Source organism: Streptomyces sp. NBC_00576 (assembly GCF_036345175.1).
In the GTDB taxonomy this organism is placed as follows: Bacteria; Actinomycetota; Actinomycetes; order Streptomycetales; family Streptomycetaceae; genus Streptomyces.
The window spans coordinates 5,093,425-5,119,909 of the sequence record NZ_CP107780.1 but is presented as its reverse complement, the minus strand read 5'-3'; the positions used below and the strand labels follow the sequence as shown (position 1 = coordinate 5,119,909).

The following is a 26,485-nucleotide window of genomic DNA, read 5'->3' as shown; positions in this document are numbered from 1 at the left end:
GACGCGGTGGGGCGGATGAGCCGGCGGGAGACGAGACAAGTGGCGCGGTCGGCGGGAGAACCGGAGGCGGTGGTGATCTCCCGGGTGCGGACCCTCGTCAGCGTCCTGCCCGCGCTCCTGATCGTCACCGGGATCGTCTACGACTACGCCACCCCGCGCGACTTCACCGCGGTCCCCTTCTTCACGGCCGCCCCGCTCATCGCCGCCCCGCTCTCCTCGTTGCGCACAACGGTGGTCACCAGTGCCGCCGCCCTCGTCGCCGCGTACGTCGTCCACCTCCGCCTCGGGTTCGCCGCGAACGCCGACTCGATCACCGAGACGGTCACCGTGGCCACGGTCGCCGTCCTGGCGGTCGTCATCAACCAGGTCGTGCGCCGGGGCGACCGGCGCCTCGCCTCGGCCCGCGAGATCGCCGAGGCCGCGCAACGCGCCGTACTGCCCCAGCCGCAGGCGCGTATCGGCGGTTTCGAGATCGCCGCCCGGTACGAGGCCGCCCAGGAGGGCGCCTTCATCGGCGGCGACCTGTACGCGGTGCAGGACACCGCGTACGGCGTGCGGGTTGTCCTCGGGGATGTGCGCGGCAAGGGGATGGGGGCGGTGGCGGCCGTCGCCGTCGTCATCGGGGCGTTCCGGGAGGCCGCCGAGCAGGAAGCGACCCTGGAGGCGGTCGCCCAGCGGCTGGAACGGGCCCTCGCCCGCGAGGGCACCCGGCGCGACGGGCTCGAAGCCGCCGAGGGTTTCACCACCGCCGTCCTCGCCGAGCTCCCGCACGGCGACGGGATCGTACGCATCGTCAACCGCGGCCACCCGCCGCCGCTGCTCCTCGCCGCCGACGGCACCCTGCGCACCCTCGACCCGGCCGAACCCGCGCTGCCGCTCGGCATGGGTGACCTCGGCACCTGGCCCGACCGTGCGGAGGAGACCACCTTCCCCGGTGGCGCGATGCTGCTCCTGCACACCGACGGGCTGTCCGAGGCCCGCGACGAGCACGGCGCCTTCTTCGACCCGGCCGCCCGGCTCACCGGCCGCGTCTTCCGCACCCCGGCTACTCTGCTCGCCGCCCTCGCGGACGAGGTGCGCCGGCACACGGGTGGCGGCACCACGGACGACATGGCGCTGCTCGCCGTACGACGGCCGTGACATCGGTTCTCAGTGATTGTCACCAAAGGTGACTGAATGATCTCACTGCGCATAACATCTGACACACCGTCAAAACTGATGAGTCACTTACGGCATGGTCAACTCGCCCGATTTTCACCGGTGGTGACCCAGAAAGTCCTCGGGAAAAGGGTTAACGATCAACGGGAACAGCTTGGAATCCGGTGGCCAGGTCTATTAACGTTCGATAACGCAGCGCGGTTGTCCCAGCCGTCACAAGAGTCGGCTCCGTGCGCACGCGCCGAATCCCGCAAGGGAACCGGGGAACCATCCCTTGGGGTGAATCGCTCGTCCGCCTCCGTGGCAACACGGCAGGTATACGCGCGTAGGAGACCTTCCTGCTCCGAACCCGTCAGCTAACCCGGTAGGCGAGAAGGAAGGAAAGGAGCACGCCCACGTGGCGTCAAACCCGGCTGCCCCAGAGGCCCCGTTCGTGCCGAGTCAGCGCAGCAGCGAGACCGAGGACGGGAAGATCCCGACCTTCGGCTTCGGCGGCCGCACCGACGAGGGCCCCTGGGAAGAGTGGAATCCCACCGCGGACTCCACCCGACCCGTTCGCGGCCGGCACCGCGTAGGCAAGCAGCGCGGCGGAGGGCTCGCCCGCAGTTCCACCGTTCTCGGCGTCGGCGTCATAGCCGCTGTCGGCGGGGCCGGCATGGCCACCGCGCAGACCGGCAAGCCGCCGGTCTCCATCTCCATCCCCGACCTGCCGTCCGTCGGCTCGCCCTTCGCGAGCGACGACTCGGACCCCGAGCCCCAGGGCTCCGCCACCGCGCTCAGCAGCGTCGGCGTGACCACCGAGGAGACCGAGCAGGGCACCAGCGACGCGGGCGAGGCCCTGCGCGCCCGCATCATCCTCCAGGCCGAGCGGCAGAAGGACCAGGCCGAGGCCAAGGTCCAGCGAGCCGCCGAGGACGCCGCCGCGAGGAAGGCCGCCGCCGAGGCCGCCAAGGTGAAGCGCGAGGCCGCCGAGAAGATCGCCGCCGAGAAGAAGAAGGCCGCGGAAGCCGCGGAGGCGAAGAGGGAGGCCGCGCGTCTCGCCGAGCTCGCCAAGCAGTACACGCTGCCGACCTCGTCGTACACGATCACCTCGACGTTCGGCCAGGCCGGCTCGCTGTGGTCCTCCGGCTACCACACCGGCCTCGACTTCGCCGCGCCCACCGGCACGCCGCTCAAGGCGATCCACAGCGGCACTATCACCGAGGCGGGCTGGAGCGGCTCGTACGGCTACCGCACGATCCTCACCCTCGACGACGGCACCGAGCTGTGGTTCGCCCACCAGTCGTCGATCAACGTCAGCGTCGGCCAGAAGGTCGCCACGGGTGACGTCATCGGCCGCGTCGGCGCCACCGGCAACGTCACCGGGGCCCACCTCCACCTGGAGGTGCACACCAGCAGCTCGGACAGCGCCGGCATCGACCCGATGGCGTGGCTGCGGAGCATGGGCCTGAACCCGTAGGACAGGGGCTACACAGTCCCTGATCCGTTCCTGTGAATTGCTGCAACGAGGCCCGTGGCGGGAAATCTTCTCCCGTACGGGCCTCGCCGCCGTCCCGTGCTCTGACGGGCTAGGAGCGGTACGGGTTGTAGGCCGGGTACGGAGTCACCGGCCCGTACCCCTGTTGTCCGTATCCCTGCTGCCCGTACGGCTGCTGTGCGTACGGCTGTTGCCCGTACGCCGGCCAGGTGACCGGGAGTACGGGAGCCGGTGCCGGTGCGATCGTGCGCGCCGCGTGGTCCAGGGCCGGGCGGGCCACCGCCCTGCGCTGCCACAGCTCGCCCAGCAGCTCCTGCTCCCGGACGACGAAGTCGGTGCCCGCGCGGCCGAGGCGCCCCCGGTGGCGCAGGAACGCGAGTGAGGTGGCGTACGCCTCGTACTGCGCCACCTCGCGCGCCGCCGGCCTGCCCAGGTGGCGGCGGGCGTACTCGCGGGCGAGGCGGCGGGCGCGCATCGAGCCGAGGGCGTACGGCTCGGCCGGGGCCAGCCAGCCGGCCAGCGCGTACGCCGGCAACTCGGCGCGCACGGTACGCAGTTCGCGCTGGCGGGTCCAGATGACCAGCCAGGTCAGCAGCCCGAACGCGGGCAGCATGAACGCGGCGTACACCGCGATGAACCCGTACTCCCCGAAGGTCGACGAGCCGTTCCAGAAGGCGTGCATGCTCATCGCGAGCAACAGCCCGGACAGCGGCAGCAGCACCCGGCGGACGTGCTGGCGCTCGCCCGACAGCGCGGAGATCCCGAAACCGATGCCGGTGAGGACCGTGAACAGGGGGTGCGCGAACGGCGACATGACGACGCGTACGAAGAAGGTCGCCGCGGTGACCGAGGCGATCCCGGTGTCCCCGGTGAGCTGGTCGGTGCCGAACGCGGTGCCGAGATAGAGGATGTTCTCGGTGAAGGCGAAGCCGGTGGCGGTGACCCCGGCGATGACGACCCCGTCGACGATCCCGGTGAAGTCGCGCCGCCGGAAGAGGTAGATGAGCAGTACGGCGGCCGCCTTGGCGGACTCCTCGACTATGGGCGCTATGACGGTCGCCCCGAGGGTGTCCGCGCCGGACGGGTCGGCGGTGGCCGTCGCTATCCATCTGGTCGCGAAGCTGTTGGCGACGATCGCTATCAGTGCCGCCGCGCAGGCGCCCCAGGCGAAGGCGAAGAGCAGGTTCCGCCAGGGCCCCGGCTCGACCCGGTCCAGCCACCGGAACGCGGCGACGAGCAACGGCACGGGCAGTACGGCGAGCCCGAGCCCGACCAGGAACCCCTCGGTGCCGGTCTGTTCGCGGACGAGGGCGAGGATGACGAGCCCGGAGAGCGCGAGCAGGCTGGTGAGGGCGCCGTACCGTACCCAGGGCCGCTGCCACCAGTGAGCGTGCCGCAGCGCCCCGCCGGCGGGACCGTCGGTGGGGCCGCTGGGGTGCGTCGGGTACGGGGGAAAGGTGGCCACGGCATTGACCCTAACGAGGGAGGGACGCGGCCCGCGACGGTGCGGGAAAGATGCGGTGCTCTACGAGTGCTGTACGCGGCGGAACAGCAGGTCGTTCACGACATGACCCTTCTCCAGTCCCTGGCCCTCGAAACGGGTCAGCGGCCGGAACTCCGGACGTGGCGCGTAACTGCCCCCGGGCTGGGTGTTCTCGAACTCCGGGTGTGCGTCGAGCACATCGAGCATCTGCTCGGCGTACGGTTCCCAGTCGGTCGCGCAGTGCACGTGTCCGCCGGGGCGCAGCCGGTCGGCGACAAGATCGAGGAACTCGGCCTGAATCAGCCGTCGCTTGTGGTGCCGCTTCTTGGGCCAGGGGTCCGGGAAGTAGACGCGCAGGCCGTCGAGGGAGTCGGGGGTGAGCATCTCGCGGAGCAGGATGATGGCGTCCCCGTTGGCGACGCGGATGTTGGTCAGCCCGTGCTGGTCGGCGAGGTTGAGCAGGTTGCCCTGGCCCGGGGTGTGCACATCGACGGCGAGGATGTTGGTACGGGGATCGTCGGCAGCCATCCTCGCGGTGGCCTCGCCCATCCCGAACCCGATCTCGAGTACGACGGGCAGGTCGTCCCCGAACAGCTCGCCGAGCCGGAGAGCGTGCCCGTCGATGTCGAGCCCCCACTTGGGCCACAGCCGCCGCAAGGCATCACCCTGCCCGGCGGTGACCCGGCTGCGCCGGGGCTGAAAGCTCCTGATCCGCCGCTCGAAGTGCGACCCGGCAGGATCGGCCTGCGGCCCACCGGGAAACCTGGGGGCACCCTTGGCGCGGACGAGAGCGGGCGTCGGCTCGGGGGCGGGGGCGGAGTCAATGGAGTCAGACACAGTGGGGTCGATTTTACCGCCGCGCCAGGATCATCCGTCTCGCCCGGCGGTTGAGAGGCACCGTCGGCCCAGCCCAGGCCGAGTTTCCCACCCGCGCACCCGTCTCGGCACGATTGCAGGGCGGCCTCGAACCTCTCGGTGCCGGCCCAGGCCCGCATCTCCAGCCCGTCCGGCGTTTGAGGACAAGGCCCCTTCAGGGCCGACAGCGGGGGTCTGGGGGCGCAGCCCCCAGGAACGGGATGGGACGGGTAGGGGCGGCGGGGGCGAAAAACCCCACGGCACCCTCGCCTCACCCACCCAGCACACCCAACGCCCGCCGAGCCACCTCCCGCCCGATCGGCAGCGAAGCGGTCGCCGCAGGCGACGGCGCGTTCAGCACATGCACCGCCCTCGCCCCCTCCTGGATGAGAAAGTCGTCCACCAGCGTCCCGTCCCGCAGTACCGCCTGCGCCCGCACCCCCGCCGCCGCAGGCACCAGATCTCCCTCCGACACCACCGGCAACAACCTCCGCACCGCCCGCGCGAACGCCCTCTTGGACACCGACCGCCGCAGCTCCCCGCCCCCGTACCGCCAGTGCCGCGCGGCTATCCGCCACGACCCCGGCCACGCCACCGTCGCCGCCAGCTCCCGCATCCGTACGGTCCCCCACCCGTACCCCTCGCGGGCCAGCGCCGGCACGGCATTGGGCCCGATGTGGACGCTCCCGTCGATCCCCCGGGTGAGATGCACCCCGAGGAACGGGAACGCCGGATCCGGCACCGGATACACCAGCCCCCGGACCAGCTCGGGCCGCGCCAGCGTGAAGTACTCGCCCCGGAACGGCACGATCCGCATTCCCGGATCGTCGCCGGTCAGCCGCGCCACCTCGTCGCAGTACAGCCCGGCGCAGTTGACCAGCACCCGCCCCCGCACGACCTCGCCGCCCCCCGGCCCCGCCGTCCGTACGGCCACCCCGAGCTCCGGCCGCCGGTCGATCTGGACGACCTCGGCCCCGTACCGGATCTCCGCGCCGGAGGACTCGGCGAGCTGCCGGGCGACCGCCACGTAGTCGCACACGCCCGTCGTCCCCACGTGTATGCCGGCGAGTCCCTGTACCTCCGGCTCGTACTCGCCGATCTGGGTGGGGCCCAGTTCCCGCACCGGAATGCCGTTCTCCCGGCCGCGCTGGACGAGGGCGTGCAGCCGGGGCAACTCATCCCGCTCCGTGGCGACGATCAGCTTGCCGGTGACGGCGTGCGGGATGCCGTACTCCGCGCAGAACTTGACCATCTCGGCGGCGCCCCGCACCGCGTACCGCGCCTTGAGCGAGCCCGGCCGGTAGTAGATCCCGCTGTGGATGACGCCGCTGTTGCGCCCTGTCTGGTGCCGGGCGGGGCCCGACTCCTTCTCCAGCACCGTCACCCGCGTACCCGGCGCGGCGCGCGTGATCGCATACGCCGTCGACAGGCCGACGATCCCCCCACCGATCACCAGCACGTCACAGTCGTAAGCGAACCCACGCGTCAGCTCCACCGCGCTCCACCTCCTGCTTTCGATAGTGCACTGCGCCACTGACAGTCACTTCAAACGCAGGAAGCGGACACACGTTGCAGCGTCTTCGGACGCGGTGAGTTACGCGGTGAGTTTCTACGGTTTCTACGCTGGAGTCATCAGCAGAGGCCGAGCCCGCTCGCGCAGCTCCACCACCCGCGGCTCGTCCCCGTACGGCTCCAGCCGGTGCAGAAGATCCTTCACGTACTCGGTGGTGCGCGCCGAGGAGATGCGCCCCGCGACCTCCACCGCCCGTACGCCCTGCTCGCATGCCGCGTCGAGATTGCCCGACTCGAGCTCGGCGACCGCCGAGACGACCAGCCGCAGTCCGTGCGAGCGCACGAACTCCTCCGTCGGCTTCGACAGTGCCTGCTCCGTGAAGCGGCGGACCTGGCGTGGTGCCTTCAGGTCGCGGTAGCACTCGGCGGCGTCGGCGGCGAAGCGGTCGTACCCGTAGAAACCGAGCCAGGACGGATCGTTGTCGCCGTCGCGGGCCCGCTCCAGCCAGCCCTCCGCCGAGCGCAGCGCCGCGCCGGCCGCGTGGGCGTCACTCGCGCGCGCGTGGGCCCGTGCCTCGACCAGCCGGAAGAAACTCATCGTGCGGGCCGTCGCGAGACCCCGGTTGCGCTCCAGGGCGGCCTGGGCGAGGTCGACACCCTCGTCACCGAAGCCCCGGTAGGTCGCCTGCAGAGACATCGAAGCGAGGACATAGCCCCCCAGCGGCACATCGGCCGCTGCCCGCGCGAGCCGCAGCGCCTGGATGTAGTACCGCTGCGCGGCCTCCTGCTGGCCCGTGTCGAAGGCCATCCACCCGGCGAGGCGGGTGAGTTCGGCGGACGCCCCGAACAGCGCGCGTCCCACCTCGTCCGAGTACGACCCCAGCAGCAGGGGCGCCGCCTCCACCCTTAAGCACTCGGGCACCATCGACGAACGCCAGTCGCCGCCGCCGTACTTGGAATCCCAGCGCCTGGCGTCCTCCGCGGCCTCCCGCAGTTTCTGCACATCGCTGTGGCCGACTTTCAACGGTGCCCCGGAGCCCTCGGCGGGGCTCGCGTCGCGTGCCACCGAGCTGTCGGCCGGGGTTATCAGCCATCGTGAGGCGGGCGTTGCGTATGCGCTCACTGCGAACGATCCGGCGAGCGACTGCCAGATGCCGCCGGAGCCGGCACGGCGGCCCGCGAGGTCGAGGCGGTAGAGGTCGGTGGCCGAGCGGACGGCCTGTCCGACGTCCCTGGGGAAGGCGAGGCCCACTTCGGGTGCGGGATCCGCGTCCGCCAGGCCGATCTCGTGGAGCGGCACCGGGCGGCCGAGTTTCTGGCCGATGGCGGCCGCGATGAGGTGCGGCGCGGCGCCCTGCGGCACCATGCCCTTCGACACCCAGCGCGCCACCGACGTCTTGTCGTAGCGAAGAGTCAACCCGCGTTGAGCGCCAAGGTCGTTGACGCGACGCGCGAGTCCTGCGTTGCTGATTCCCGCGAGGGCGAGAACGGTGCCGAGTTTTTCGTTCGGCCCGCGTTGCTCCCTGGACATGCGCCACCCCTCGACACAGACGGCTGCCGCGCTGGCATAACCATGCGGCATTCGTAAACCCAGCGTAGTTCGCCGCATCCCAAGCGTTAAGGGGCATTGTTCCGGATGGCGGGATTGTGGTCCGTACGGAAGTTCTGGGGATGTACGTACCGTTGCGGCGTGCCCCCGCTGTGTGGCCGTGCGCCTGTCCGTGCGCTCTTCTCCGGCCATGGCGGGAGCGCTTCCATGGATCCTGCGTGGGTCGGCCCGCTGTACTGGATCCAGTGGGCTGGGGGACACCGCCGCCTACATCCCCGCGGGCGGCGGACCGGTCCGGGAGGCGAGCTCCGCCTCCCGGACTGTGCGTCGGCTCTGCGCTCCGCAGAGCCTGTACGGAGCGTGCGCGAGCCTGTCCGCGCTTCGCCAACTTGGCCGAAAACAGACCCCGTCCTCTCGGGCCGATTACCCCTCCCACCATGGAAATTGAGGGCGCGTGGGGCGTCTTTGGGGAGCGTAATGGGGGCGCATTCAGGTCGCGGTCGTGGCGCGAACTCCCTGACAGCGCGGGTTGTGAACTTCCTGCCCGGGTTCGGCGATCCCCTGATTCCCATGCCGAAGCCCCTTGCCCTGAAGCTCGAAGAGCCTCGAAGAACCTCGAACTCCCTTGATCTGCGCGTGCGTTCGGGGCTACGCGGGCATGTTCCAGGGGGTGCACAGGAGTTCGCAGGGGCGCATTCCGGGGAGCGCGAGCGGCTCCGCCGTCCCTCCGAGGCGCGTCCTTCATGGCAGCATGGTGCCGAGTTCGTACGGTGCACTGGTTGTCCACAGCCTGTGGAGGCGTCGATGCGGTGGTTGGTGGGATGGAGCAGCACCGCAGCTGTGGCCGCCAAGTACGCGACAGGGCCTGGCGGTTACGCGGCCGACGGTGCCGGGGTCGGAAGCGGAACCGGAGTCGGGGCCGGATACTCGGCGGGTGCGACCGGTTACGACGGTGAGACGGTCCACCCGGTCGGTTCCCAACTCCTCTGGGGAGACCCGGATCCGCTCTGGGCGGTCGGCGACTGGCGCCCCGACGAGGTGCGCGTCGTGCGGGCCGACGAACAGACCCGCATCGCGGTTCTGGGCACCTGCGGAGCCACCGACGAACAGTTGCGGGTCGCCCTGTTCGCCGCCCGCGGAGGGGCACTTCGCCATCTGACGGCCTGGCCTGGCAGCTACACGGCGATCGTCCAGGTGGGCCGCAGACTCATGGTCTGCGGCGACCTGGCGGGCGCGCGCCCGGTGTTCTACACCCCGTGGGCGGGCGGCACGGCCTATGCGACGGCGGCCCTCCCGCTCGCCGACCTCATCGAGGCCAACCTCGACTTCGGCCACCTCGCCGCCCTTCTCGCGGCCCCGGATGTACCGGCCGCGCTGCACGACTCGACCCCTTACGACGGCGTGCGGCGCATTCCGCCCGGGCATGCGCTGATCCTGCGCGCCGGGGCGCGCGAGATCGCCGGGTACGAACCGGTCGCCTCTCTCGCGGTCGCGGCTGCCTCCGTGGACCCCGACAGTGCGGTGGACGGCGTACGGGACGCGCTGGTCGAGGCGGTACGCGCCCGGCTGTCCGCGCCTCGCCATGTGCCCGACGCCAACATGGACCCCGGGCCCGTGCCCGGGATGGGCCCCGCGGAACGGCGTGCGGCGCGCGGAATGCCCGTACCGGGGATAGGGGCCGACCTGTCCGGCGGCCCGGCCTCGGGAACGCTGGCGCTCCTGGCGGCTGGCCTGCCGGGCATGCCGGGGACGGTGCTGGGCCACGGCACGGGCGCGGGGGAGCGGCTCGTGGCGGTGACGTTCAACGACCTGGTGGTGGGCGGGCGCGAGGCGGAACTGGAACGGGCGGGGAACCTCGCGGCGAACCCGCGCCTGCACCACGTGGTGGTGGCGGGCGGCGAGGACGTCCTCCCGTACGCCGACCTGGAGGGCCCGCTGACCGACGAGCCGGGCCCGTCCCTCGTGACGGCGGCCAGACACCGCGCCCGCCTGGCCGCGGGCAGCGCGGACCACTTCACCGGCTACGGCGCCCGGCAGGTGCTGGACGCCCACCCCGCCCGCCTCGCCGACCTCCTGATGGACCGCAAACGACGCCACCTGGTCCGCCCGGTGGCGGCGCTCGCGAAGGCCGACAGCTCGGTGATGGTCCCCGCGCGCGTGTACGGCGCTGCCCGCAAGCTCGCCCGTACGCCCTACAAGGCCGGCATCGAGAACCTCGCCGACCGCCTGATGCAGCGCCGGTTCGACGAGCCCGGGGGTGCGGTGGGGGCCTCGCTGGCCGCGCTCACCTGGGCGAGACCCGGCCCGGCGGCGCGCTGGCTGACCGGTGAGGCGCTCGCTGAAGTATCGGTTCGCCTGAACTGGGCGACGGACCGCGCGGGCGTCGGCGTCGGCCCCGGGCAACGCCCCGGAGACTTCCGCGCGCGTACGGCACTGGCCCGCCAGGCGGCGGACGTACGCGTCCTGGAACAGGCCGCCGAGATCCGCTTCCAGCGCCTCCACACGCCCTTCCTGGACAACCAGGTGGTACGCGCGTGCCGGGCCCTCCCGGAAGCCCTGCGCGTCCAGCCGGGCGCCCGCGCGTCCATCCTCCGTACGGTCCTGGAAGGCGCCGGCGTCGCGGACCTGCCCCCCGGCTGGGGCACGCCGTCCCACGCGTCGGCGAACGCGGCGTCGCGGACGGGCCTGCGGGTGTCGGCGGAGTCCCTGATGGCCCTGTTCGACACCCCGTTGCTGGCGGAGGCGGGCCTGGTCGAAGCCCGAGTCGTCCGCAAGGCGATCAGGGCGGCCGCGGAAGGCGAACCCCTCCCCCTGGACGGTCTGGCGGATCTGGTCTCCCTGGAGGTATGGCTACGCCGCCTCCTCTCCCGCCGAGGCACCTGCTGGACCGGAACCCCGGCCCGCCAACGAGCCGTACCGGGGGGAATCACCCCCCAGAGGGGCGCGCTGGGAGCGGGCGCGGGCGCCCACAGTGGGTGAGGGCAGGAGCAGGAGTACCTCTTCGGCCCCGGCCGGTATCTCCAGCCCGTCTGGGGGTCCCCCCTCTGGGGGAGTTCGAGGACAAGGCCCGTTCAGGGCCGTCGCGGGGGTCTGGGGGCGCAGCCCCCAGGGATGGGACGGGTAAGGGCGGCGGGGGCGAGAATAGGCCGGTGCGGTACAGAATCCTGGGCGTCACCCAGGCCGAGGACGACCACGGCACCGCCGTACCCATCGGCGGCCCCCGCCTCCGCGCCCTCCTCACCGCCCTTGCCCTGCGCCCCAACCGCACCACCACCCCCGAAACCCTGATCGACGAGGTCTGGGCGGACACCCCGCCCAAGGACGCCCCCGCAGCCGTCCAGGCCCTCATCGGCCGCCTACGCCGCACCCTCGGCAAGGGCACCATCGCCTCGGACCCCGGCGGCTACCGCCTGGCAGCGCCCCAGGACCACATCGACCTCCACGTCTTCGAACGCCTCGTACGGCAGGGCAAGGCCGCCCTGGACAGTGCCGACCCCACGACGGCCGCGCGCACCCTCTCCGAGGCCCTCGCCCTCTGGCGCGGCCCCGCCCTGGCCGACCTCCCCGACCGCACCGCCGCGACCCGCCCCGAGGCCCTGCGCCGCGAGGCGACACGCGCGCGCGTGGAGGCCGACCTGAGACTGGGCCACGCCCACGACGCCGTGCCGGAGCTGCAGGAACTGACCGGGGCCCACCCGTACGACGAGCCGCTGCACGTCCTCCTCATCCGCGCCCTGCGCGACACGGGCCGCAGCGCGGACGCCCTCGCCGCGTACGAGACGGCCCGCCGAACCCTGGCGGAGGGCCTGGGCACGGACCCGGGCCCGGAACTACGAACATTGCACAAGGAACTGCTGGCACAGCAGATCGGGCCGCCCGCCCCACTCAGGCCAACCACCCCCACCCACAACGCCACCCCAGCCCAACACCCCCACCGCAACGGCAACAACAGCAGGAACGGCAACAACAGCAATAGCACCAACATTCGTCCCCGTCTGACATCTTTCGTCGGGCGGGAACCCGAGATCGAGGCCATCCGTTCGGATGTGCACAGGACCCGTCTCGTCACCCTCATCGGACCGGGCGGTTCCGGAAAGACCCGTCTCGCCGAGGAAGCCGCCGCCGGCCTCCCCCAGGCGTGGCTCGTCGAGCTCGCCCCGCTCGACCGGCCGGAGGCGGTCCCCGGCGCGGTGGTCAGCGCGCTCGGTCTGCGCGAGACCGTGCTCAGGACCACCGAGCTGACAACCCAGCAGGACGACCCGCTCGCCCTGCTGATCGAGTACTGCGCCCCGCGCAGTCAACTCCTGATCCTTGACAACTGTGAACACGTCATCGACGCGGCGGCCGAACTCGCCGAAACCCTCCTCACGCACTGCCCCGGGCTCACGATCCTCGCCACCAGCCGTGAACCCCTGGGCGTCCCCGGCGAGTCGGTGCGCCCGGTCGAACCCCTCCTCCCCGACCCGGCCCGCCGCCTCTTCGAGGAGCGCGCGGCGACCGTACGCCCCGGTGCGCACACCGCCCTCCGTGACACCGAGGCGGTGGCGGAGATCTGCCGCCGGCTCGACGGACTGCCCCTCGCCATCGAGCTGGCCGCCGCCCGCCTGCGACTGCTCACCCCTCGTCAGATCGCCGACCGCCTCGACGACCGCTTCCGCCTCCTCACTTCCGGAAACCGCATGGCGCTGCCCCGCCAGCAGACCCTGCGCGCAGTCGTCGACTGGTCCTGGGACCTGCTCGACGAGCCGGAGCGGACGGTGCTGCGCGAGGTCTCCGTCTTCGCGGGCGGCTGGGACCTCACCGCCGCGGAGGCGGTGTGCACCGGCCCGGTGGCCGACCTCCTTGGGGCGCTCGTCGACAAGTCCCTGATAGTCGCGACGCCGCACGAGCACGACGAGAACGACCAGAACGACGAGAACCACGCATTCGGCACGGGCGTACCCGGGATGCGCTACCGCATGCTGGAGACCATCCACGAGTACGCCACCGAGCGCGCCGCGGAGGCCCCCGAACTGCGTGCCGCCGTCGAGCGACGGCACCGCGCGTGGGTGCGCACGCTGGTCGAGACGGCCGAACCGTTGCTCCGCTCCGCCGAGCAACTCCCGTGGATCGCCCGCCTGGAGACGGAGCTGGACAACATCAGGGCGGCCCTCGACCGCACGATCGACGAGGGCGACGAGGAGGAGGCCACCGCCCTGGTCCTCGCGATGGGCTGGTTCTGGTGGCTGCGCAACTTCCGCCGAGAGAGCATGGAATGGCTGACGCGGGTCCTGGACCTGGATACAGGGCCGACTCGACAGACGGAGACGGACGGGCGAGAGGGAGAAGCGGGAGAAGCCGCCCGCCGCACGAACGGCTATGTGAACCGCCGAATGAACCTCCGTATGCTCCGCATCTTCCTGATCCACGACGCCGACCCGGCCACCGTCCCCCGAGACGAGCACTGGCAACGCCAACTCGCCGAGGTACGCGCCCACTTCGAGCGCGGCGGCCCGGAAGCGGCCCGGCTGCCCGGCATCGCCTGGCCGTTCACGTTTCTCTCCGACCGTCCGGGCTCCCCTGGTCCCGTCGACCTGGACAACGGCCAGGTGGCCGTTGCCGCCGCCCTGGACACGGCGCTCGCCAACTGCCGTGTCCACGGCGGCGACTGGGAGGTCGCCGTGACCCTGATGTTCCGTACGCACCTGGCCGTCGACTCGGCGGGCGGCCTGCGCGGCCGGCGGGTGGACGACGACCTCGCGGAACTGCGCGTGCTCAGTCGGCGCGTCGGAGACCGCTGGGTGCGGGCCCAGGTGTGCAGCGCGGCCGGGGAGGCCGCCATGTTGCGCGGCGGCTTCGATGAGGCCAAACGGGAGTACGAGGAGGCGCTGCGGCTCGCCCACGAGGTGGGCGCCCATGCCGAGGGACCGTTTCTCATGGCACGGCTCGGCGAGATCGCCTACCGCGAGGGCGATCGGGCCCGCGCGCTGACCGCGCTGGACGAGGCGAGCAGGGCGGCCGAGCGTTACGGGGTGGCGGACTCCCGGGCGTTCGTCCTGCTGCTGCGGGCGCAGATGGCGCTGGGGGAGGGGGATGTCGTCCGCGCGCGTGCGCTGTGCGACCAGTCCCGCGCGGAGATCGCGCACGGCACACCGCCGCCGCAGTTCACAGCGGGGCTGGACGCGATGGACGCCCTTGTGACGGCCGAGGAGTGCGGGCCCGAGGTGGGAGTGGCGAAACTGACCGCCACGCTGCGAGAGGCCGTGGCGCAGCGCTGCGCCGAGGTGATCACGGCGGCGCTGGTGGACAGCGCGGCGAGACTGCTGGCCCTCCTCGGCGATCTGCCCCGCGCGGTCCGCCTGCTCGCCGCCTCCGACAGCTGGCGGGGCGACCACCCGCGCCCGATGCCGGACCGCGCGCGGGCAGAGGAGACGGCGACCGAGGCCCGCGCGGCCCTGGGAGCGGACCGGTACGAGTCCGAACGCAGGACGGGATCGGAACTCAGCGTGGACGACGTCCTCGACGAACTCGCCCACCTGGACACCTCACCCGCCACTGAGCGCACCCCGACCACGCCCGTCCCGGGCACCCTCCGTCACCGGCACATGAACTTGGACTCCGCCCAGTCCGCGAGTGCCACCGAGTCGAACGGTGAGTGAGGTTCCACGACCAGCCGGATCGTCTTGCGCCCGGTGAGGTGGACGTGGACGGGTACGGCCTCCTGGCCGCCCTTGACCAGCTCGGACCGCCACATGCGCTCCCCGTCGGCGAACACCGAGAAGCGGACCTGGCCGAGGCCGAGCGTCAGGTCGTCGACACCGACCAGGGCTTCGTACGAGGCGCAGTCGCGGTTGAGGTCGATGGTGACCGAGGACTCCCCGTGGACGGTGACCCCGTGCTCGTACCGCTTGTCCGCGATCGCCACCCCCCACCGCTGCCACACCCAACTGCTCTCGCCGAGCCGCATCTCGGGCTTGGTGCCGTCGCCGGTGATGCCGTACTGCAGCTCGTTCCACTGGTAGTCGGCCGGGGCGGGCGCCGGCGGAGGAGGCGGTGGAGGCGGCGTCGGGGTGGGACTCGGGGCAGGTGCCGGGGGCGGAGGCGGGGTCGGGCTGGGGGTCGGAGTCGGGGTGGAACTCGAGGTGGGCCTCGGGGACGGAGCCGGGGTGGGGGTGGGGCTCGGGGTGGGCCTGGGCGCCAGAGCCGGGACGAGGGCAGGGGGCGCCGGCTCGGGTTCCTGCCCGGGCGGCGTCGGGCTCGGTGTCGGTGTCGGGCTCGGTGCCTCTGGCTGGATCACCGGCGCGGACGGGGACGGCCGGGCGACCGGCTCTTTCGGGACCTCGTCGTTGGCCAGCGCGAACACCACCGCCGCGATCCCGACGGCGACAACGCCCGCCGCGATGCCCGCCTTCACCGGCGCGCCCAGCGCCTCCGAGGCCGCCGCGCCGCCACCGGCCCCGCCGGACGACGAACCGCTCGCCGCGGCCGCCGCACCACCGACGCCCACCGCACCCGCTCCGGCTCCCCCGGCGACCAGCGCGGCGACCTTGGCGTACCCGGCGGCGCCGAACCAGCCGATGACCGCGATCGGTACGACGGCGGGGATACCGCTCGCGACTTCCTTGATCTGGCCCGCGGCCAGCCGGCACTTGACGCACTCCTCCAGGTGCTTGCGCAGCCCCCGTTCGGCCCGGGTACGCAGACCGCCGCGGGCGTAGGCACCGAGCCGGTCGGCGTATCGGGAGCACTCCTCGTCGGTGACGAGGGTCGCGCTGACATGTGCCTGGAGGTAGGCCTGCTTGAGCCCTTCCCGGGCCCGGCTGGCGAGCACGCGCGTGCCGTTGGCGTCGAGCCCGAAGAGGGTGGCGACCTCGCTCGGCGACTCGTCCTCGACCTCGGTGTGCCACAGCACGGCCTGCCACCGCTCGGGCAGCGACCGGAACGCCTGCATGGCCATGGACTGCTCGGCCTCGTGCATCGCGCGTACGTCGGCACCCAGGTCCAGAGTGTCGTTGTCGGCAGACACCGCGGACGTCGCAGACATCGCGGATCTCTCCGAGCCGCGCGCGGCCTGCGTCGCGAACACCGCGAAGTCGTCGACCAGTTGCTCACGCTTCGCCGACGTCGTCCAGTTCGCGGCGACCCGGCGGACGGTGGTGAGCAGATAGGCGCGTACCGCGTACTCGGGTCCTGAGCCGCCGCGCACCGCCTGGAGCACACGGGCGAAGACCTCGGCGGTGAGGTCGTCGGCGGTGTGGCCGTCACGGCAGCACGTGCGCGCGTACCGGCGTACGGCGCCGGCGTGGCGCCGGTACAGCTCCTCGTACGCCGTGTCGTCGCCCGAGCGCATCCGCCCGATCAGGTCGGTGTCGGACGGCGGCAGCACGCTGCCCCCGCGCTGCGCCGGGACGCTGCCCTCCATCGGGTCGTCGAGGTACTCCGGGTACTCCGAACCGTCCACGGAGCCGCCCAGGTACTGCACACCGCCCGGGCCGCCCTGGCTCGGCACCTGCGGCGAGGTCAGTCCGCCGCCGTCACCGAGAGACTCGTCCCGCCCGTCAACGCTCATCGCGGAAAGCCCCTGCCGCCTGCGCAGCTGCCTGCACATCGAGTCCCGAACACCGGGTCAGAGTGCCATATTGGCTTTTGTTCAGGGACCCCGGAACGAGCCAACCACTCATCCGTGGGGACTTCCCGCAACGAGGTACCAGCGTTCACCCGAACGGGGAATGCTCAACCGACACATTTGTGGACCGTCACAGGGGCCGCGACCGCAACCCCTCCAGCAGGATGTCCAGCAGCCGCGAAGAGGCCGCCGCCTGCTGAGCGGCGTCCGGCAGCGAGGGCGCCGCCGTCGCGATCACCAGCAGGACATCCGACACCGACACGTCCGGCCGCAGTGCGCCCGCCTCGCGCGCCCGCTCCACGAGCCGCCCCACCACGTCGAGCAGCGCCGCCGCGCCCGGGTCGTCCGCCAGCGGGGCCGCCTCGGCGTCGTCGGGTACCAGTCGCAGCTCCCCGGTGCCGAAACCGGCACCCGTCGGCTGGTTCCGCTGCTGCGGCACCCGCGCCTCATCGACACCGATGTCACCGGAGCCGCCGGAAGCGTCGTCGTCGGCGACGCCGACCCGCAGTATCTGCGGCGGCAGCAGCCGCCCGGCGCCCGAGGCCACCGACGTCCGCAGGAAGCGCGACAGCGCCGACCACGGCTCGTCCTCCTGGCCGAGCGCCGCACGTGCCTGGTCGGTCAGCCGGGAGGTCTCCTCCTCGGCTATCCGCCGGACCAGAACATCCTTGCTCGGGAAGCGCCGGTACACCGTGCCGACACCCACCCGCGCGCGCCGTGCCACGTCCTCCATCGGCGCGCCGTACCCCAGCTCGCCGAAGACCTCACGGGCTGCGCGCAGTACGTGCTCCAGATTGCGCTGTGCGTCCACACGCAGCGGCGCCGTACGCGATGTGTCACCACGTCCGTTGCTCGCCGCCGCGCTGACCGGTCCGCCTGGTGCGATGGCGGACGCGGATGACCAACGAGAATCCTGAATGTGCATAATGTTCCCCCGGTAATGACGTCTCCCCCCGGAGACTCCCCGCCATTGGCAGCCGGAGCGTACGGAACAGGCACTGAACAACGGGCCCACCCGTCGCGGAGCGGACCCGAAAGAGCGCATCCCCCTACACCCCGTCGGCCTACGAACATAGTTGAGCGAGGGTCAATTCAGAAGGGGCGCGTTCCGCGCGGGGTGCCGCCCGATCGGAGTAGGTGTCGGATACGTCCCGGATGCACCCCTTCCTGTCACCCGGCTCACACCCGCTGACCTGCGGTTTTGCCCTGCGCGACGACGATTCGGGCAACGTTGCGGTTCACCGCCCGCTGGTCACACAAATTGTCGGGCCTGTGGACAAACGCGAGCGCTGGGTGCGTCATGGGATGGTGAAGGAACGTGCGCGCATTCTCGTTGTCGGCGGCGGCTACGTCGGTATGTACACGGCCCTGCGCCTCCAGCGGAAGCTCCAGCAGGAGCTGAAACGGGGCCAGGTCGACATCACTGTCGTCACTCCAGACCCGTACATGACCTATCAACCGTTCCTCCCGGAGGCGGCGGCGGGCTCCATCTCGCCCCGCCATGTCGTCGTACCGCTGCGCCGGGTCCTCGACCGGTGCCGGATCGTCGTCGGCGAGGTCACGGCGATCGACCACGCCAAACGCACCGCGACCGTCACCACCCTCGCCACCACGGAAGAGGGAACGGGCGCCCAGCAACTGACGTACGACGAACTCGTCCTCGCCCCCGGCTCGGTCTCCCGCACCCTGCCGATCCCCGGCCTCGCCGAACACGCCATCGGCTTCAAGACGGTCGAGGAGGCCATCGGCCTGCGCAACCACGTCATCGAACAGATGGACATCGCCTCCTCCACCCGCGACCCCGCGATCCGCGACGCCGCCCTGACCTTCGTCTTCGTGGGCGGCGGCTACGCCGGTGTCGAGGCGCTCGGCGAGCTGGAGGACATGGCCCGCTACGCCGCGCGGTACTACCACAACGTCAAGGCCGAGGACATGAAGTGGATCCTCGTCGAGGCCTCGGGACGCATCCTGCCCGAGGTCGGCGAGGAGATGGGCAAGTACACCGTCACCCAGCTGCGCCGCCGCAACATCGACGTACGCCTGGAGACCCGCCTCGACTCCTGCGCGGACCGGATCGCCGTCCTCAGCGACGGCGCCCGCTTCCCCACCCGTACGGTCGTGTGGACCGCAGGCGTCAAACCCCACCCCCTCCTCGCCGCCACCGACCTCCCGCTGAACGAGCGCGGGCGCCTGAAGTGCACCGCCGAGCTGCGGATCGAGGGCACCACGCACGCGTGGGCCGCGGGAGACGCCGCGGCCGTCCCCGACGTCACGGCCGCGGAACCCGGCAAGGAGACCGCCCCCAACGCCCAGCACGCGGTCCGCCAGGCAAAGGTCCTCGGCGAGAACATCGCCCGCTCCCTGCGGGGCGAACCGCTCGAAACGTACTCCCACAAATACGTCGGTTCAGTAGCCTCCCTGGGACTCCACAAGGGTGTCGCACACGTCTACGGGCGCAAGCTGAAGGGCTACCCTGCCTGGTTCATGCACCGCGTCTACCACCTGAGCCGGGTGCCCACCTTCAACCGCAAGGCCCGGGTGCTCGCCGAGTGGACCCTGTCGGGACTCTTCAAGAGGGAGATCGTCTCCCTCGGTTCGCTCGAACATCCCCGTGCGGAGTTCGAACTCGCGGCCGGTGGAAAGCCTCCCCAGCACCCGAACCAGGACCCGAAGGGGTCGTCCTGACCGGATCCAGGAACTCCACCGACGCGGCCGGCGTCTGAAGGATGTCGGCCCGGCCGACCACACTGCCAGACTGGTCCACGACCTGGGGCGAGCCGCCGCTCGCCCTTCGAAACGCATGAGGCTTTCCGCAAGTGCTGCATCTCCCGGGGAACACCACCCGTACCTCCGGCCGACCCGCTGCCGGCCTGTGCCGACAAACACGAGGCAAGGATTCGTGAACTTCACGCGCTGGAGCGCCCGACTTCCCGGAACGCAGCGCCGCGCCGCAGCGCGGACCGATCACACGATCACTCCGGACCGACTCGGCGAGAGCTCCGGCCCCGGCTCTGTACCTGCCGCCCGCGCCGAGCAGCTCACCGACGGGACGCCCTGCCTCCCCGTGGTCGACGACCTGCCCACCCGGGAGGTCCTCGACCGTATCCCGGCCCTGGTCGCCCTGGTCCACGGCGCCGACCACCGCATCGCGTACGTCAACGACGCCTACACGGCGGCCTTCGGCGTACGCCCCGAGGGCACCCCCGCCCGCGACGCGGCCCCCGAACTCGACGAACTGGGCCTGCTGCCCCTCCTGGACCAGGTCCTGCGCAGCTCCAAGCCCCGCACGGTCAAGTCCCGCAAGGCACACAGCGGACGCTCCTACACGATCACCTGCACCCCGGTCGACGTGACGGCCACTCCCGAAGGAAGTGGCGGCGTCCTCATCTTCGCCGCCGACGTCACCGACCACGCCGAGGCCGCCGAACGCCTGCGCGCCAGCGAACGCAGCCAGCGCGAGACCGCGGTGACCCTCCAGCGCTCCCTCCTCCCCCAGGAACTGGAGGAACCGGACGACCTCCGCGTCGCCGCCGTCTACCATCCCGGCGGCACGGAAGCGGCGGTGGGCGGCGACTGGTACGACGTCATCACCCTGGGCGGCGGCCGCACAGCCCTCGTCATCGGCGACGTCATGGGCCGAGGAGTGCGCGCGGCAGCGGTCATGGGCCAGCTCCGTACGGCGGTCCGCGCGTACGCCCGCCTGGACCTCCCCCCGCACGAGGTCCTCCAGCTCCTCGACGGCCTCGCCACGGAGATCGACGCCAACCAGATCGCCACCTGCGTGTACGCCGTCCACGACCCGAACGAGGGCAAGCTGGTGTACGCCTCCGCGGGCCACCTCCCGATCCTGGTCCGCGACGAGAACGGTGTCGTCCAACGGGCCGACGAACCCACGGGCCCGCCCCTCGGCACGGGCGACTGGATGCACGCCTCCGGCTCGATCCCGCTGACCCCGGGTTCCACGGCGGTCCTCTACACCGACGGCCTGGTGGAACGCCGCAACGAGGACCTCGACGAGGGCATCGCCGCCCTGGAGCGCGCCCTCGCCGGCGCCACGGGCAGCCCTCAGGTCGTCTGCGACCGCCTTGTCCGCTCGGCAGGCGTCACCGCGGACCACGACGACGACGTGGCGGTCCTGGTGCTGCAGCACCCGGCCCGCACCGGCCCCGACAGCGACCTGTTCCGCAACGCGGCCCTGGAACTCCTGGGCGGCATCGAAGCGGCCCCACGCGCGCGTGCGTTCGCCTCAGGCGTCCTGACGAGCTGGCGCTTCCCCACCGAACTGCACGACCTGGGTGTCCTGGCGGCCAGCGAACTGGTCGCGAACTCCCTCCAGCACGGCACACCCCCGATGCGCCTGCGCCTGCGCCGCACCGACCGCCGGCTCATCGTCGAGGTGACGGACGGGGACGACCACCTCCCCCTGCGCCGCACCGCGGAACCCGGCGACGAATCGGGCCGGGGCATCGCCATCATCGCCACGGTCGCCACGAGCTGGGGATCACGCCGGACACCGGGGGGCGGCAAGGCGGTGTGGTGCGAGTTCGTGCTGCCGGGAGGCAAGGCTTCGCGCGTCCCCTAGGCGAACCCACCGCGGCCTGCTAGTAGGTCCCCCATGGCAGATCCCACAGGTTTCCCCCTCAAAGACAACGCCACACACGACGCCACGCACAGTGCCACGGAACACTACGAGCGCTACAGCGCCCTCATGATGGCGCCCTTCGTCACCGAGGTCATCGAGGCCGCCGACCTCTTCCCGGGCGCCCAGGTCCTTGACCTGGCCTGCGGCACCGGCTTCGTCGCCCGCGCGGCCGCCGCCCAGGTCGGACCCACAGGCCATGTGGCCGCCGCCGACCTCCTGGAGGGCATGCTCAGGATCGCCGCCCGCAACGCGCCCCGGATGTACCCGGACATCGAGTTCACCCAGGCCCCGGCCGACAAACTCCCGTACCCGGACAACTCGTTCGACGCGGTCCTCTGTCAACAGGGCATCCAGTTCTTCCCCGACCTGGACGCCGCACTCACCGAAGCCGCCCGCATCACCCGCCCGGGTGGCCGTTTCACGGCCACGGCCTGGACCCCACCCGCGGATCGCTCCCCGTACTTCGCCGCCCAACTCAAGGCGGTCACCGAACACGGCACCCCGGAGGAGGAGGCACGTTTCGCCGCCTCCCTCTCCTACCCCGCCGACCGCCTCACGGCCGCCCTGACCACCGCCGGCTTCAACGACATCACGACCCGCGAGGTCACCTTCGCCATCGCCTTCCCGGACGTCGCGGGCTTCGCAGCCGGCTACCTCGCGGCCGTTCCCTGGGGCCAGTCGATCGAGGAGGCGGGCGGCCCGGCCCGCTTCACCGAGGCAGCGGAAACGATCCGCGAGGCCCTGGCCACCCACACGTCCCCCGACGGCTCGGCAACCCTCCCCTTCACCTCGACCGTGGTCACAGCCACCCGCTGACAACAGGACGCCCCGAGCCCGTGCCTACTACTACGTAGTAGGCACCACGGACTCCACCGGAGCCCCACCCTGCGCGACCACCCGACTCCGCCTCGCCAGAGCCGGCTGATTCTGTACGGGGGTCAGCTGCCGTCCCAGCCGTACGGCGAGGACGCTGATCCCCAGCGAGAACAGCAGGAACATCACGATGTACGGCCCGTGCAGCGAGGCCCCCAACGGCCCACCCACCGCCGGACCGACCGCCAGCGCGAGCTGCTTCACCAGGGCGAACGCCGAGTTGTACTGCCCCGCCATCCCGGCCGGCGCCAGATCGGCCACCAACGGCGCGATGGTCGGCGACAACATCGCCTCCCCGAGCCCGAACAGCGCGTACGTCGACACGAACGCGGCGGTCGCCATGGCCTGGCTGCCGTGCCCGAGCCCCGCATACCCGGCCACGCCCCACGCGACGGCCCAGAGGATCCCCACGGCCGCGATCACCCGGGACCGCTTCTGCCGCTCGACGAACCTGAGCACCGCGAACTGCGCGACCACGATCACCGCGGTGTTCGCCGCCAGCGCCGAACCGAGCGCGGACGTCGAAATCCCGGCCGCCTCGACCCCGTACGCACTCAGCCCCGACTCGAACTGCCCATAACAGGCGAAGAAAAGAACAAACCCCAACACACACAGCTGCACCATCGCCCGGTTCTCGAGCAACTGCTTCCAACTGCCCTTGGCCTGAGCGGGGGCACCGTCGATCCGCGGCGAACGAGGCATCCGTACGGTCCTCATGATCACGGCCAGCAGCAGGAACATCGCCGCCTCGATGGCGAACAGCAGGGTGAACGAGCCGACCCGGGTCGTATCCACGAGATGCCCGCCGATGAGCCCGCCGACGCCGAGCCCCAGGTTCTGCAGAAAGAACTGGGTGGCGAAGGCCCGCGACCGCGTCTCCGCCGACGAGAAGTCCACGATCATCGTCGCGAGCGCCGGCTGCATCACTGCCTGCCCGGCCCCCAGCGCCACAGCGGCCAGGAGTACGGCTGTCGCGTTGGCGGCGAGCCCGAGGCCCAGCGCACCCACAGCGGCGGTGACCAGGGCGACGAGCAGCACCGGCAGCGGGCCACGCCGGACGATGGCACGCCCGGCGAACGGCAGCACGATCAGCGCTGCCACGGCGAAGACGGCGAGTACGAGACCCGCCGTCATTGCTCCCAGTCCCCGCACCTGCGCCACATAGACGTACAGATAGGGGACGGTGAAGCCGAGCCCGAACGCGCTGAGTGCGTTGCCCACATGGATCCGGCGCATCTCTGCGCCCATCGCCCTGGTCACTTTCACCTGCCTTGATCGTGAAGTCGTACGCCAACCGAAGGGGTTAGAGGTGAAGACTTCGAAGCTAAAGTTAAGAGTTGAACAGTACACCTCGAAGGACTTCGACGCCAATCGCTCGCATGGGATACTGCGCACATGGGTGACACCCCCGCCGTCGGTGAGCCGACGCTCGATGAGCAGATCGCCGCCTACCAACGCGAGTTCAGAGACCTGGACCCCCAGGTCGAGAAGATCGTCGCGGCTCTTGGCCGGCTGAACCGCCGCATGAACGTGGCGTACGGCCGCCAGACCGCAACGCTCGGCATCAGCAACGCCGAGTGGGAGGTCCTCAAGGCGCTGGTGCTTTCCGGTGCCCCGTACCGCATGGGCCCGAGCGACCTGGCGAAGCGGCTGGGCCTGACTCCGGCCGCGATGACGCACCGGATCGACCGGATGGTGACGGAGGGGCTGGTCACCAGGGAGCGCGACGAGTCCAACCGCGTCCGCGTGATCGTGGAGCTGACGGACGAGGGCCGCGAGAAGTGGTTGGAGGCGATGCGTCTGGCCACTGTCTTCGAGGAGGACCTCCTCCAGGACCTCTCCCAGGACGAGCGCACGAGGCTCGGCGACGTTCTCACCCGTCTCCTGCGCAGAGTGGAGCACGCTCAGCCGGACGCCGGCGGGCGGCTCAGCGACCTCGACTAAAGATCTTGACAGCGGCGCCCCGGAGGTGGGAAGGGGGCGCTTGACATCCCCCTCCCCGATCCGTAAAGTTCTTCGGGTTGCCACGGGGCCGTAACGGTTCTGCGGCAGCACCTCCGCCGCAGCAGCGGCAACCCAAACCATCAGCATGATCTCCCAGTCGGGATGATTTCGGCTTGCCCGAATTCAATTCGAATGGGGCTCCATGGAGTTCGATGGAGCATGGCGGCCCGATTGGGAATCGCCGAGAGGATCCGCTAGGGTTTGAGACGTCGGAACGGCCCAACAGCCGGGAAGACAAGCCCCGCTGACTGGGAATCAGGCCCGAAAGGATCTGATAGAGTCGGAGTCGCCGGAAAGGGAAACGCGAAAGCGGAAACCTGGAAAGCACCGAGGAAATCGGATCGGGAAACGGTCTGATAGAGTCGGAAACGCAAGACAGCAAGACCGAAGGGAAACTGCCCGGAGGAAAGCCTGAGAGAGTCTCTCGGGTGAGTACGAAGGAAGCGTCCGTTCCTTGAGAACTCAACAGCGTGCCAAAAATCAACGCCAGATATGTTGATACCCCGTCTCTCCCGTTCGGGAGGGCGAGGTTCCTTTGAAGTAGTAAACACAGCGAGGACGCTGTGAACGGTCGGGCTTATTCCGCTTGACTGTTCCGCTCTCGTGGTGTGACCCGATTACGGGTTGACATTCACGGAGAGTTTGATCCTGGCTCAGGACGAACGCTGGCGGCGTGCTTAACACATGCAAGTCGAACGATGAAGCCTTTCGGGGTGGATTAGTGGCGAACGGGTGAGTAACACGTGGGCAATCTGCCCTGCACTCTGGGACAAGCCCTGGAAACGGGGTCTAATACCGGATAATACCTTCCCTCGCATGGGGGTGGGTTCAAAGCTCCGGCGGTGCAGGATGAGCCCGCGGCCTATCAGCTTGTTGGTGAGGTAGTGGCTCACCAAGGCGACGACGGGTAGCCGGCCTGAGAGGGCGACCGGCCACACTGGGACTGAGACACGGCCCAGACTCCTACGGGAGGCAGCAGTGGGGAATATTGCACAATGGGCGAAAGCCTGATGCAGCGACGCCGCGTGAGGGATGACGGCCTTCGGGTTGTAAACCTCTTTCAGCAGGGAAGAAGCGAAAGTGACGGTACCTGCAGAAGAAGCGCCGGCTAACTACGTGCCAGCAGCCGCGGTAATACGTAGGGCGCAAGCGTTGTCCGGAATTATTGGGCGTAAAGAGCTCGTAGGCGGTCTGTCGCGTCGGATGTGAAAGCCCGGGGCTTAACCCCGGGTCTGCATTCGATACGGGCAGACTAGAGTGTGGTAGGGGAGATCGGAATTCCTGGTGTAGCGGTGAAATGCGCAGATATCAGGAGGAACACCGGTGGCGAAGGCGGATCTCTGGGCCATTACTGACGCTGAGGAGCGAAAGCGTGGGGAGCGAACAGGATTAGATACCCTGGTAGTCCACGCCGTAAACGGTGGGAACTAGGTGTTGGCGACATTCCACGTCGTCGGTGCCGCAGCTAACGCATTAAGTTCCCCGCCTGGGGAGTACGGCCGCAAGGCTAAAACTCAAAGGAATTGACGGGGGCCCGCACAAGCAGCGGAGCATGTGGCTTAATTCGACGCAACGCGAAGAACCTTACCAAGGCTTGACATACACCGGAAAGCATCAGAGATGGTGCCCCCCTTGTGGTCGGTGTACAGGTGGTGCATGGCTGTCGTCAGCTCGTGTCGTGAGATGTTGGGTTAAGTCCCGCAACGAGCGCAACCCTTGTTCTGTGTTGCCAGCATGCCCTTCGGGGTGATGGGGACTCACAGGAGACTGCCGGGGTCAACTCGGAGGAAGGTGGGGACGACGTCAAGTCATCATGCCCCTTATGTCTTGGGCTGCACACGTGCTACAATGGCCGGTACAATGAGCTGCGATGCCGTGAGGCGGAGCGAATCTCAAAAAGCCGGTCTCAGTTCGGATTGGGGTCTGCAACTCGACCCCATGAAGTCGGAGTTGCTAGTAATCGCAGATCAGCATTGCTGCGGTGAATACGTTCCCGGGCCTTGTACACACCGCCCGTCACGTCACGAAAGTCGGTAACACCCGAAGCCGGTGGCCCAACCCCTCACGGGGAGGGAGCTGTCGAAGGTGGGACTGGCGATTGGGACGAAGTCGTAACAAGGTAGCCGTACCGGAAGGTGCGGCTGGATCACCTCCTTTCTAAGGAGCATTTCTTACCAGGAGCCTTCGGGAGCCTGGTCAGAGGCCAGTACATCGGCGAATGTCTGATGCTGGTTGCTCATGGGTGGAACGTTGATTATTCGGCCGGTTTCACGGGTTGGAGGCTGCAAGTACTGCTCTCGCAAGAGGGCGTGGAAAGCATGATCTCC

15 protein-coding genes, 1 rRNA gene and 1 riboswitch are annotated in these 26,485 nt (G+C 70.3%); of the genes, 9 read left to right on the top strand and 7 right to left on the bottom strand.

Features of this window, described 5'->3' with window-relative positions:
* The first annotated feature begins 15 nt into the window (after positions 1-15).
* The gene (locus OG734_RS21935; protein WP_443064891.1) at positions 16-1,140 is read left to right on the top strand and encodes a PP2C family protein-serine/threonine phosphatase; all 1,125 of its coding nucleotides are present in this window, start codon (positions 16-18) and stop codon (positions 1,138-1,140) included.
* A 247-nt stretch (positions 1,141-1,387) separates the two neighbouring features.
* A riboswitch (cyclic di-AMP (ydaO/yuaA leader) is annotated at positions 1,388-1,544 on the top strand.
* 11 nt (positions 1,545-1,555) lie between these two features.
* Positions 1,556-2,617, top strand: a complete 1,062-nt coding sequence (locus tag OG734_RS21930) for a M23 family metallopeptidase (RefSeq protein ID WP_330289224.1) — start codon at positions 1,556-1,558, stop codon at positions 2,615-2,617.
* A 109-nt stretch (positions 2,618-2,726) separates the two neighbouring features.
* On the opposite strand, the gene OG734_RS21925 is transcribed toward OG734_RS21930, so the two are convergent.
* The 4 genes from OG734_RS21925 to OG734_RS21910 all read right to left on the bottom strand — a co-directional run bounded on the left by OG734_RS21925 (position 2,727) and on the right by OG734_RS21910 (position 8,016).
* Positions 2,727-4,100 (bottom strand): PrsW family intramembrane metalloprotease, encoded by a 1,374-nt coding sequence (locus tag OG734_RS21925; RefSeq protein WP_330289223.1) that lies wholly within the window; start codon positions 4,098-4,100, stop codon positions 2,727-2,729.
* Positions 4,101-4,160: 60 nt separating this feature from the next.
* Positions 4,161-4,955 (bottom strand): tRNA (guanosine(46)-N7)-methyltransferase TrmB, encoded by a 795-nt coding sequence (trmB, locus tag OG734_RS21920; protein ID WP_330289222.1) that lies wholly within the window; start codon positions 4,953-4,955, stop codon positions 4,161-4,163.
* A gap of 289 nt (positions 4,956-5,244) precedes the next feature.
* Positions 5,245-6,468 (bottom strand): L-2-hydroxyglutarate oxidase, encoded by a 1,224-nt coding sequence (lhgO, locus tag OG734_RS21915; protein WP_330289221.1) that lies wholly within the window; start codon positions 6,466-6,468, stop codon positions 5,245-5,247.
* Between the two features lie 123 nt (positions 6,469-6,591).
* A complete protein-coding gene (locus OG734_RS21910; protein ID WP_330289220.1) occupies positions 6,592-8,016 on the bottom strand; it encodes an MFS transporter in 1,425 nt (474 codons plus the stop codon).
* An 822-nt stretch (positions 8,017-8,838) separates the two neighbouring features.
* Between OG734_RS21910 and OG734_RS21905 the strand changes: the two genes are divergently transcribed.
* Together OG734_RS21905 and OG734_RS21900 are read left to right on the top strand one after the other, a co-directional pair.
* The gene (locus OG734_RS21905; RefSeq protein WP_330289219.1) at positions 8,839-11,013 is read left to right on the top strand and encodes an asparagine synthase-related protein; all 2,175 of its coding nucleotides are present in this window, start codon (positions 8,839-8,841) and stop codon (positions 11,011-11,013) included.
* A 170-nt stretch (positions 11,014-11,183) separates the two neighbouring features.
* Positions 11,184-14,672: an AfsR/SARP family transcriptional regulator gene (locus OG734_RS21900; RefSeq protein ID WP_330289218.1), complete on the top strand. Its 3,489-nt coding sequence runs from the start codon at positions 11,184-11,186 to the stop codon at positions 14,670-14,672.
* Here the strand turns inward: OG734_RS21900 and OG734_RS21895 are convergent.
* Together OG734_RS21895 and OG734_RS21890 are read right to left on the bottom strand one after the other, a co-directional pair.
* Positions 14,609-16,582: a sigma-70 family RNA polymerase sigma factor gene (locus OG734_RS21895; protein ID WP_330289217.1), complete on the bottom strand. Its 1,974-nt coding sequence runs from the start codon at positions 16,580-16,582 to the stop codon at positions 14,609-14,611. The two genes, OG734_RS21900 and OG734_RS21895, sit on opposite strands and share 64 nt — an antisense overlap.
* 187 nt (positions 16,583-16,769) lie before the next feature.
* Positions 16,770-17,564, bottom strand: coding sequence for a TetR family transcriptional regulator (locus OG734_RS21890; RefSeq protein WP_330289216.1), 795 nt, complete (start codon positions 17,562-17,564; stop codon positions 16,770-16,772).
* A 380-nt stretch (positions 17,565-17,944) separates the two neighbouring features.
* Between OG734_RS21890 and OG734_RS21885 the strand changes: the two genes are divergently transcribed.
* The 3 genes from OG734_RS21885 (at position 17,945) to OG734_RS21875 (ending at position 22,097) form a co-directional block, all read left to right on the top strand.
* Positions 17,945-19,324: an NAD(P)/FAD-dependent oxidoreductase gene (locus OG734_RS21885; RefSeq protein WP_330289215.1), complete on the top strand. Its 1,380-nt coding sequence runs from the start codon at positions 17,945-17,947 to the stop codon at positions 19,322-19,324.
* Between the two features lie 214 nt (positions 19,325-19,538).
* Entirely contained in the window at positions 19,539-21,221 is a 1,683-nt protein-coding gene (locus OG734_RS21880; protein WP_330289214.1) for an ATP-binding SpoIIE family protein phosphatase, read from the top strand.
* Between the two features lie 33 nt (positions 21,222-21,254).
* Positions 21,255-22,097 carry a class I SAM-dependent methyltransferase gene (locus OG734_RS21875; RefSeq protein ID WP_330289213.1) on the top strand — a complete coding sequence of 281 codons (843 nt, stop codon included), beginning with the start codon at positions 21,255-21,257 and terminating at the stop codon, positions 22,095-22,097.
* A gap of 30 nt (positions 22,098-22,127) precedes the next feature.
* On the opposite strand, the gene OG734_RS21870 is transcribed toward OG734_RS21875, so the two are convergent.
* On the bottom strand, positions 22,128-23,402 hold the full coding sequence (locus OG734_RS21870; RefSeq protein WP_330293744.1) for an MFS transporter: 1,275 nt from the start codon (positions 23,400-23,402) through the stop codon (positions 22,128-22,130).
* Between the two features lie 147 nt (positions 23,403-23,549).
* On the opposite strand from OG734_RS21870, the gene OG734_RS21865 reads away from it, so the two are divergent.
* Complete coding sequence (locus OG734_RS21865) at positions 23,550-24,098, top strand: MarR family winged helix-turn-helix transcriptional regulator (RefSeq protein ID WP_330289212.1); 549 nt, start codon at positions 23,550-23,552, stop codon at positions 24,096-24,098.
* 690 nt (positions 24,099-24,788) lie between these two features.
* Positions 24,789-26,315: ribosomal RNA gene (locus OG734_RS21860) — 16S ribosomal RNA — on the top strand.
* Positions 26,316-26,485 lie beyond the last annotated feature (170 nt).